A 9,979-nucleotide genomic window follows, 5' to 3' on the forward strand; every position below is an offset into this window, starting at 1 on the left:
CAGTTTTTCACGGCGTCTCAAAAAGAGATGCGTTGGGCGTCTCAGGCGCGCTCCATCACATAACTTCCCGGCGCTTCCTCGATCGCGTTCAACGCATCGCCGCCGGGTTTGCGGGAAGGCACGCGTCTGCCGTCATGCGTCTCGATCCAGGCCCGCCAATGCGGCCACCATGATCCGGGGGTCTCCGTCGCCTGGTCGAGCCAGGTCTCGTAGTCGCCCTTGGCAGGGCCGCCCGTCCAGAATTGATACTTCTTCCTGTCGGGCGGGTTGACGACGCCGGCGATATGTCCCGAGCCGGTCACGACGAATTCCACCTTGCCGCCGAAGAACCGGCTGCCGAGGAAGACGGACTTGGCAGGTGCGATGTGATCCTCGCGGGTGGCGAGATTATAGATCGGGATCTTCACGTCCTTCAGCGACACGGGCTTGCCATCGAGGACCATCTCGTTCTGCGTCAGCGCATTGTTGAGATAGCAATTGCGCAGATAGAAGGCATGGTTTGCCGCCGCCATGCGGGTCGAATCGGCGTTCCAGAACAAGAGGTCGAAGGGCAGGGGATCCTGGCCCTTGAGGTAGTTGTTGACGAAATAAGGCCAGATCAGTTCCGAGGCGCGCAGCATGTTGAAGGCCATCGACATCTTCGTGCCGTCGAGATAGCCGGCCGCCAGCATATGCTCTTCGAGCGATTCAAGCTGCTCCTCGTCGACAAAGACCTTGAGGTCGCCGGCATGGGTGAAGTCGACCTGGGTGGTGAAGAGTGTCGCGGTCTTGATGCGCTTGTTCTTCTCCTTGGCATGCAGCGCCAGTGTCGCGGCCAGCAGCGTGCCGCCGACGCAGTAGCCGACGGCGTTGACGTCCTTCTCGCCGGTCGCCTTCTCGATGGTATCAAGCGCGAAATCGATGCCTTCGCGGGCATAAGCCGTCCAGTCCTTCTCGGCGTGGCGCGCATCCGGGTTGACCCAGGAAATGACGAACACCGTCTGACCCTGGTCAACGCACCATTTGATGAAGGATTTTTGCGGGTTGAGGTCCAGAATATAGAATTTGTTGATCCAGGGCGGGCAGATCAGCAGCGGCCGTTTCAGCACGGTTTCGGTCGAAGCCTCGTACTGGATGATCTGGCAGATGTCGTTCTGGGCGATCACCTTGCCTGGCGTCAGCGCCATGTCGCGGCCGACGGCGAATTTCGTCATGTCGGTCTGGCGAAGACGAAGATCGCCATGTCCGGCAGCGATATCCTCGGCCAGCATCTTCATCCCACGCACCAGATTGGCGCCGCTGGTCGCGATCGTCTCGCGGTAGAGCTGCGGATTGGTGGCGATGAAGTTGGTCGGCGAAAGCGCTGCCGTGATCTGCTTCACGTAGAAGCCGGCCTTGTGCTTGGTGTGCTCGTCGAGGCCATCGGTCTCCGAGACCATCTTTTCCACCCAGTCGGTCGTGACGAAATAGACCTGGCGGAGAAAATCGAAGAACGGATTCTTCTGCCAGTCCTCGTCCGAGAAGCGCTTGTCCTTGCGGGTGTCCGGCTCGGGAGGCGTGGGGTCGCCCTGCATTCGCTGCATCGAGCGCATCCAGATGCCGAAGAACGAGGACATCAGCTGCGTCTGTGCCTCGAAGGTGCGGCGCGGATCGGAAATCCAGTATTCGGTGACCTTGGAAAGCGTCTTGACCATGTCGGTCATCGGATCGACGGTGCTTTCGGTGATCTCGCCGCGTTCGCGCGGCGCAAGCCAGGCAGACGCTGCTTGTCCGAGATTTTCGAGCGCCCGGGCGAAATTCATCGCCATGGCCTCAGGATCCTTCAACAGATAGGGATCGAGATCGGTCGCGTCGAAGCCGGCCTTGCCGCCATTCTCCTGCTTGCTGTCGGTCACCATTTCCTCCGGCGGCAGCACCACTCTTTTTATCCGTTCGTTGTACATCGTGATTGAACGAGAAAACAAGTTCCACCCGCATCGGCTCATGCTATTGCTTTGTGGCTGCGACAAATTTAACAGTCGAAGCAGTCAGAACTGGATTTTGAGGCATGACGAAGAACGGCATTCGGCGCATCGCAACCTTCAACCGCACCGCACTGATCTGCGCCGCGGCGGCGATGGCCCTTGCCGGATGCAATCTGACGGCGGAACAAAAGGCCGCTGCCGCTGCCAAGCGAGCGGCGCCGACCGCCGTCGTCATGCCGGCCACCAAGGGCGAGGCGGTCGAAGGCGGCCTTGCGAAGTCACCGGACGGCTATCCGAATTTCGGCGCGCCGCTGACGGCCGCCAACGTCCAGATGAGCGACGAGCAGGCTGCCGAACTGCAGCATCAGCTGACGGCACTTGCCGCTCGGCGCAAGGCCGGCACAATCTCGGAAGGCGAATATCAGGCCAAGGTCGCTGAAATGCGGCGTCTCGCCGCCGAGCACGGCACTGATACGCTCTCCGAAATCTCCAAATAGACCTTGCCTTTCAGGCAATTTGGACGCAAAGCCTTCCGGATGGATCGGAAGATATAATTTTCCCGATAAAGCGCGTTACGCGGCCTTTCCGTCAAAGATTTGCCGCGTCGCTTGGGTCTGATGAATACGGCGTTGCGATTCTGAAGTTCGTGTCGCAGCCGCCGGGAGACAGAACGAACTTCGACAGCGGCCCGAAAGGCCGCCTTTCCATGGGGAATGAGATGGAAGAGTTTCACAAAGTCCGGCGTTTGCCGCCTTATGTTTTCGAACAGGTCAACCGTTTGAAAGCAAGCGCGCGAGCGGGCGGCGCCGATATCATCGATCTCGGCATGGGAAACCCCGACCTTCCCACTCCCCAGTCGATCGTCGACAAGCTGTGCGAGGTCGTGCAGGATCCGCGCACGCACCGTTATTCCTCTTCCAAGGGCATTCCGGGCCTGCGCCGCGCTCAGGCCGCTTATTATGGCCGCCGTTTCGGCGTGAAGCTCAACCCGGATACGCAGGTGGTCGCCACCTTGGGCTCCAAGGAAGGCTTCGCCAACATGGCGCAGGCAATCACCGCGCCTGGCGACGTTATCCTCTGCCCGAACCCCACCTATCCGATCCACGCCTTCGGCTTCCTGATGGCGGGCGGCGTGATCCGTTCCATGTCGGTGGAGCCGGATGCGAGCTTCTTCGAGCCGCTCGAACGCGCGGTCCGGCATTCGATTCCGAAGCCCCTAGCGTTGATCCTCAACTACCCCTCGAACCCGACAGCCTTTGTCGCGACGCTCGATTTCTACAAGGACGTCATCGCCTTTGCGAAAAAGCATGACATCATCGTGCTCTCCGACCTTGCCTATTCGGAAATCTACTTCGACGGCGCTCCGCCGCCGTCGGTTCTCGAAGTGCCGGGCGCAATGGACGTGACTGTCGAGTTCACCTCAATGTCGAAGACCTTCTCCATGCCCGGCTGGCGCATGGGCTTTGCCGTCGGCAACGAGCGGCTGATCGCGGCGCTCACCCGCGTCAAGTCCTATCTCGACTACGGCGCCTTCACGCCGATCCAGGTGGCGGCGACGCACGCGCTGAACGGCGACGGCTCCGACATTGCGGAAGTCCGCAACGTCTATAAGCGCCGTCGCGACGTCATGGTCGAAAGCTTCGGCAAAGCCGGGTTCGACGTGCCGCCGCCGGCCGCCACCATGTTTGCCTGGGCGAAGATCCCCGAAAAGTTCCGTCACCTCGGTTCGCTGGAATTCTCCAAGCTGCTGGTCGAGAAGGCCGACGTCGCCGTTGCCCCAGGCATCGGCTTCGGCGAAATGGGCGACGACTACGTCCGTCTGGCACTTGTCGAGAACGAACACCGTATCCGCCAGGCAGCGCGCAACATCAAGAAGTTCATGTCGACGGCTGACGAGACAATGCACAACGTCATTTCGCTGAACGCACACCGCTAATCCAACCGTTGGGCAGCCGCGTCATGCGGCTGCCGCCACACAGACATTTCAGGATCGATCCATGGCAGATGCCCTCAAAATCGGCATTGCGGGCTTGGGCACCGTTGGCGCCTCGCTTGTCCGCATCATTCAGCAGAAAAGCAATGAACTTGCCGTCACCTGCGGGCGTCCGATCACCATCACGGCGGTCTCCGCGCGTGACAGGACAAGGGACCGCGGCATCGATCTTTCCACTGTTACCTGGTTCGACCGGCCGGAAGAGCTTGCAGAAAAGGGCGATATCGACGTCTTCGTCGAGCTGATGGGCGGCGCCGAAGGGGCCGCCAACGTCTCCGTGCGCGCTGCACTCCAGCGTGGTCTCCATGTGGTGACAGCCAACAAGGCGCTGCTTGCCTATCACGGCGTCGAGCTTGCGACGATCGCCGAGGAGAAGGGGTCGCTGCTGAACTTCGAGGCGGCAGTCGCCGGCGGCATCCCGGTCATCAAGGCGCTGCGTGAATCGCTGACGGGCAATTCCGTCTCGCGCATCTATGGCATCATGAACGGCACCTGCAATTACATCCTGACCAAGATGGAGAAGGAGGGGCTTTCCTTTGCCGAATGCCTCAAGGAAGCGCAGCGGCTGGGGTATGCCGAGGCTGATCCGGCCTTCGATATCGAGGGCAATGACACGGCCCATAAGCTTTCCATCCTGACGACGCTCGCCTTCGGCAATCAGATCGCAGCCGACGACATCTATCTCGAAGGCATCACCAACATCTCGATCGAGGATATCCACGCCGCTGCCGAGCTCGGTTATCGCATCAAGCTGCTGGGCGTTGCCCAGCGCACCGATACCGGCATCGAGCAGCGCGTCCATCCCACCATGGTGCCGGTCGATTCGGTCATCGCCCAGGTCGACGGCGTCACCAATGCGGTGGCGATCGAATCCGACGTGCTCGGCGAACTGCTGATGGTCGGCCCCGGCGCCGGCGGCAATGCCACGGCCTCGTCGGTGCTCGGCGATATCGCCGATATCGCAAAGAGCCAGCCGGGTGCCCAGCGCGTGCCGGTGCTCGGCCATCCCGCAACGACGCTGGAGCCCTACCGCAAGGCGCAGATGCAGAGCCACGAGGGCGGCTATTTCATCCGCCTGACCGTGCTCGACCGCACCGGTGTCTTTGCCAGCGTCGCAACCCGCATGGCGGAAAACAACATCTCGCTGGAATCGATCGTTCAGCGCTCCAAACAGCATCTGGCGCCATCGCATCACCAGACGATCATTCTCGTCACCCACGCAACGATGGAAGAATCGGTGCGCAGGGCGGTCGCCTCGATCAAGTCAGAAGGTTATCTCTTCGGCGAGCCGCAGGTCATTCGCATCGAACGGCCGAAAGAGGAAGGCTGAGCCTTTTTCCCGTCCCGGAGGACCGTTGAGCCGCCCTGTCTCTGCAGGGCGGTTTTTCTGTTATTTGTTCACCTTCCCTAACGGAAGTCTATATTAACAGATACCGAAATATTGATATAACTAAACCTAAGATGGTGAGTCGTCTGGGTGGAGAATTTCATGAGCAAGGACAGCCACGCCGGGAAGGGGTATGGCTACCCGAGCGACGTGCCGCCGAACCATCCTGATAAGCCTGAGGAAATCCCCAAGCCGGCCTACAGTGAAATTCCTCAGGAGGTCTCTGATGAGGCTGATGGCGAAGAAAACACGGAAGGCCGCAACTGGGCCATTCTGCTGACGCTGTTTTCCGTCATGCTGGTGCAACTGGCCGGCATCGCCCTGATTGTCTGGGCGGTATTCTAAAGCGTGTCGCGATCTTTCAGATTCGCTCGCGCTTTAGGGACTCTATTTTTACACATGCGTTACCGCAAAACCGCTGCACACTTTTGCGCGACATGCTTTGGTAAAAACCCGTGTCTGCAAATCCAACGCTGTGTTATCTCCGCCGCTCCTGTAGAAAGAGCAGATGAAGTCAGCGGAGTGTGGCATGGCAGATCTCGTCGATCCAGTACAGCGCGCGTTTCTCGGTGTGGAGAAATCCGCGCTCGACAATCGCTGGGTGGCGCGGCTCGACCAGGCAGGGCAGAACCGCGCGCTGGCCATGTCGCAGATCCATGGATTGCCGGACCTGATCGCCCGGGTGCTGGCCGGGCGCGGCGTGACGGTAGACGAGGCGATCGAATTCCTCGATCCGACGATCCGCAGCCTGATGCCCGATCCCCATAAGCTGACCGATTGCGAAAAGGCCGCGATCCGCCTGGTGAGTGCCATCGAGCGCGGCGAGAGCGTCGCGATCTTCGGCGACTACGATGTCGACGGCGCGGCCTCCTCGGCGCTGATGTACCGTTTTCTCAGCCATTTCGGCGTCAGGGCAACCATCTATATTCCCGATCGCGTCTTCGAAGGATACGGCCCCAATCCGGCGGCGATCAATCAGTTGATCGACAATGGCGCCCAGCTGATCGTCACCGTTGATTGCGGCTCCACCAGTCACGAGGCGCTGGCCGCCGCTGCTGCGCGCAATATCGATGTCGTCGTCATCGATCACCACCAGGTGACACATGAGCTGCCGCCCTGTCATGCCCTCGTCAACCCGAACCGTGAGGACGATCTCTCGGGGCAGGGGCATCTCTGCGCGGCCGGCGTTGTCTTCATGGTGCTGGTCGCAACGCTGAGGCTGCTGCGCGCGGCCGGCAACAAGCGGATCCTGGCGATCGACCTGCTGCAATGGCTGGATATCGTCGCACTTGCGACGGTCTGCGATGTCGTGCCGCTGAAGGGCCTCAACCGCGCTTATGTGGTGAAGGGGCTGGTCGCCGCCCGGCACCAGAGCAATGCCGGGCTTGCCGCACTCTTCCGTAAGGCGGGGCTTGCAGGCCCGGTGACACCCTATCATTTCGGCTTCCTGATCGGCCCGCGCATCAATGCCGGCGGGCGGATCGGCGATGCAGCACTCGGAAGCCGCCTGCTGACGCTCGACGACGCCGGCGAGGCAGAGGTGATCGCGCAGCGCCTCGACGAGCTCAACCGCGAACGCCAGGCGATGGAGGCCGTCATGCTGCAAGAGGCGGAGGCCGAGGCGCTCGCCGAATATGGCGACGGCGAGGGCGCATCCGTCATCGTCACCGCCCATGAGAAATGGCATCCCGGCATCGTCGGCCTGATCGCGGCGCGGCTGAAGGAGAAGTTCAAACGGCCCGCCTTCGCAATCGCCTTCGATCCCTCCGGCCGCGGCACCGGCTCGGGCCGCTCCATCAACGGCTTCGATATGGGCAGGATGGTGCGAGCTGCGGTCGACGAGGGGATACTCGTCAAGGGCGGCGGCCACGCCATGGCCGCCGGGCTGACGGTCGAGCGCGCCAATCTCGGCAGGCTGAGGAGCTTCTTCACGGAGAAAGCCACAAAGACAGTGGCCAGCCTTGTCGCCAACGAGACACTGAAGATCGACGGCGCGATCGGTGCAAGCGGCGCCACGCTCGAACTCATCGACCGCTTGGAGGCCGCTGGCCCCTATGGCTCCGGCCACGCCCAGCCGCTCTTTGCCGTGCCGGCGCATCGGGTGCGCGACGCGCGCCTGGTCGGCGAGAAACACGTGAAGGTTACCCTGGAGGCAATGGACGGATCGCGGCTCGATGGCATCGCCTTCCGCGCCGCCGATACGGCGCTCGGCAATCTTCTCATCAATTCACGCGGCGCCAGCCTTCATGTCGCGGGTTCGCTCAGTGCCGAGCATTATCAGGGTGCGCGCCGCATCCAGCTGCGCGTCTGCGACGCAGCTCCGGCGCGGTAATCTGCCATTCGGAAGAGAGTCTCGTCAGGTACAACCGGCGGTCATGACGCTCATCAGCATGTCCGCTTGCGACCGGCTCTCCATGGCAGCAAAGCCCTTCGCGGCGATGGAATCACGCTCGGCGGTATCTGCGATCAGCTTGTGGCAGCGCTCGATCATCTTGTCATAGGGCTCGACCGCCAGGCCGCCGCTGAAGGGCTGGAGATCCGGGTCGCGGATATCGCCTTCGGTCAACACGCAGACGCGATTGGCGAGCAGATAGGAAATGCGCACGATCTCGAAAACGCCGCTCGCATAATGATGAATGTTGATGACGATCTTGGAACGGGCAATCGCCGCATCGCGTTCCGCGCCATAGATGTTGAAGAGGTGCGCGACCTTAAGCCCGCCTTGCTCCAGTGTCTTCAGGATATGGTGGCGGCGTTCGTTCATCGAGCCGTAGAAGAGCACGTCGATATCTTTGACGGGGGCGTGTTTTATCTGGCTGAGGCAGCGGCTATAGCCGATTTCGAGCACGCCAGCATGATCAATGCCCTTGGCGGCGAGATTTTCCCGGTTGCGCGGGCTGTAGTCGAGAACCGGAAGCGACTTCAGGATCGAGGTGTAGCGCGAATTGATCCAGATGCTTTCTTCGGACACCTGCTCAAGATTGATGACGACGCTGTCCTTCGGCAGATGGCTGACGATTTCGGCGGGGAGAAGGTTGCCGCCGTAGATGATCGGCGCACGACCGGCGAACGCGTTCATGTCGCGGACGATCGGTGCCGAGCCGCCGAGTTCCTCGAAGGCGCCCTGGAGGCCGAGCGCGACTTCGTCGAAGGCGTGGCTATGATTGTAGTTGGCGGGCGTCACGATCCAGATGCAATGACGGTCCTTATGTGCCTGCCATCCGCCGGCAAAGGGCTGCAACGGGTTGCGGCGCGGCTGCTCGATCTTCGGCGCGGCTGATATAGCGGGCCTTTCCGTCCGTACCGGCTGCTGCGGCACGGGAGAGGCGCCTGAAGCCTGCGGAGCATAGGCGCGCATCAATTCGCGGCGGCCGATGAATTGGCCGCGCGGCATCCAGGCGGGCGGATCATCAGCCCCCCAGATCAGATGCGGCTGCTTGATGAGCGGCTGGCGGCCTTCCTGCCACGAGGTCAGGAGAGCCTGGTCACGGCTCTGCAGAAAGGCTTCCTTGGCTGCGAAGAGACCATGCAGCATACGGCCGAGGCGGACACCGAACTTCCATTCGAAATCGGCAACGGTCGGTACGAAGGCGGCGATCTTCATTCCGGAGGCGGCAGCCTGCTGGACATAGAGCCCGAGCAGACGCTCGATCACGAAGGGGCGCATCTTCGCGTTGGCATCGCGTGAATAGTGAGCCACACCGGCATAGGCGGTCCCCGCCGGCGAGCCGGCGAGCGCTTCTCTTTCCAGCGATTCGAGAATGCGTTCGCAAAAGGCGAAATACCCGGACCAGAATTTCCGGTTGCCGCAGAAATAGTTGCAGAACATGAAGGCCGTCTTGTCCTGCGGCGGGGCGATCGGATGACCGAGCGCCTGAATATGCAGGAAGATCGGGTCCATACCGGGATGACCGCCAAGCAGCGAATGTTCCCAAACGTTGCTGTAGATCGCCGCGTGGCCGATCAGCGGATTGTAAAGATAGGCGTCCGCACCTTCCGCCCTGGCCTTTTCCGCCTCTGTGACAAAGGAGGGGAAGCTCGTCACCGACTTCATCTCGAATTTGCTGGAGAGCAGCCCCCAGAACACGTCGTCGCCGAGGCCTATCGCCTCGTGATGCTGATGCAGGATGAGGAAGAGCTCATATTCGCGGGTCGTAGCCTGCGTATTGAACGAAATGTCGAGCGGCACGGCAGCCGCATCCAGCTGGCTGCGCTGGGAAGGATCGAGATAAGGCTGATAGACAATGACGGACCCCGTGCTGGCAGCTTTCTCCGTGAGAAGTGCCAGATCAGGAAGACCGGACGGCAGAGCGGCAATGGGCTGATTGATCGTCAAGGAATCGTCCTTCGTGCATGGCCGCCGTCTCCATGATTCACGAAACGGCATTCGGGCTGGTTTGGGTGCCGACTATTGGACGTGAAGCTTGCGCCACACTGTTGGCAGGAATTTCGCTAGAACAGGATGTCGTCCGAAAACCGCTCACACTTTTCGGCATCATGTTCTGGTCAGCCTGGGAACAGGTTAGGCCGTGATGTTCGTACCAGGCCCATTGCGCGATAATGCCCAACCTCCTGGACGGCGTCATGAAAAACGAAAAGATCTATGTAACGAAGCCCAGCCTGCCGCCGCTCGAAGAATTCATTCCGTCGCTGGAA

General features: G+C 61.0%; 7 protein-coding genes. 5 read left to right on the forward strand and 2 right to left on the reverse strand.

Annotation, left to right across the window (positions count from 1 at the left end):
- Positions 1-41 precede the first annotated feature (41 nt).
- The gene (gene phaC / locus BS629_RS05995) at positions 42-1,877 is read right to left on the reverse strand and encodes a class I poly(R)-hydroxyalkanoic acid synthase (protein WP_222257527.1); all 1,836 of its coding nucleotides are present in this window, start codon (positions 1,875-1,877) and stop codon (positions 42-44) included.
- Positions 1,878-2,026: 149 nt separating this feature from the next.
- Here phaC and BS629_RS06000 point away from each other — a divergent pair, with 149 nt between their 5' ends.
- From BS629_RS06000 to recJ, 5 genes are all read left to right on the forward strand, one after another.
- Entirely contained in the window at positions 2,027-2,440 is a 414-nt protein-coding gene (locus tag BS629_RS06000) for a hypothetical protein (RefSeq protein ID WP_018241842.1), read from the forward strand.
- A 221-nt stretch (positions 2,441-2,661) separates the two neighbouring features.
- Entirely contained in the window at positions 2,662-3,879 is a 1,218-nt protein-coding gene (locus tag BS629_RS06005) for an LL-diaminopimelate aminotransferase (protein WP_026188377.1), read from the forward strand.
- A 61-nt stretch (positions 3,880-3,940) separates the two neighbouring features.
- Positions 3,941-5,266, forward strand: a complete 1,326-nt coding sequence (locus BS629_RS06010) for a homoserine dehydrogenase (RefSeq protein ID WP_018241844.1) — start codon at positions 3,941-3,943, stop codon at positions 5,264-5,266.
- 159 nt (positions 5,267-5,425) lie between these two features.
- Entirely contained in the window at positions 5,426-5,668 is a 243-nt protein-coding gene (locus tag BS629_RS06015; RefSeq protein WP_018241845.1) for a hypothetical protein, read from the forward strand.
- Positions 5,669-5,852: 184 nt separating this feature from the next.
- The gene (recJ, locus tag BS629_RS06020; RefSeq protein WP_018241846.1) at positions 5,853-7,655 is read left to right on the forward strand and encodes a single-stranded-DNA-specific exonuclease RecJ; all 1,803 of its coding nucleotides are present in this window, start codon (positions 5,853-5,855) and stop codon (positions 7,653-7,655) included.
- A gap of 24 nt (positions 7,656-7,679) precedes the next feature.
- Here recJ and BS629_RS06025 read toward each other — a convergent pair whose 3' ends face one another.
- Positions 7,680-9,659, reverse strand: a complete 1,980-nt coding sequence (locus BS629_RS06025) for a CgeB family protein (RefSeq protein ID WP_018241847.1) — start codon at positions 9,657-9,659, stop codon at positions 7,680-7,682.
- Positions 9,660-9,979 lie beyond the last annotated feature (320 nt).

Source organism: Rhizobium leguminosarum bv. viciae USDA 2370, assembly GCF_002008365.1.
GTDB lineage: Bacteria > Pseudomonadota > Alphaproteobacteria > Rhizobiales > Rhizobiaceae > Rhizobium > Rhizobium leguminosarum.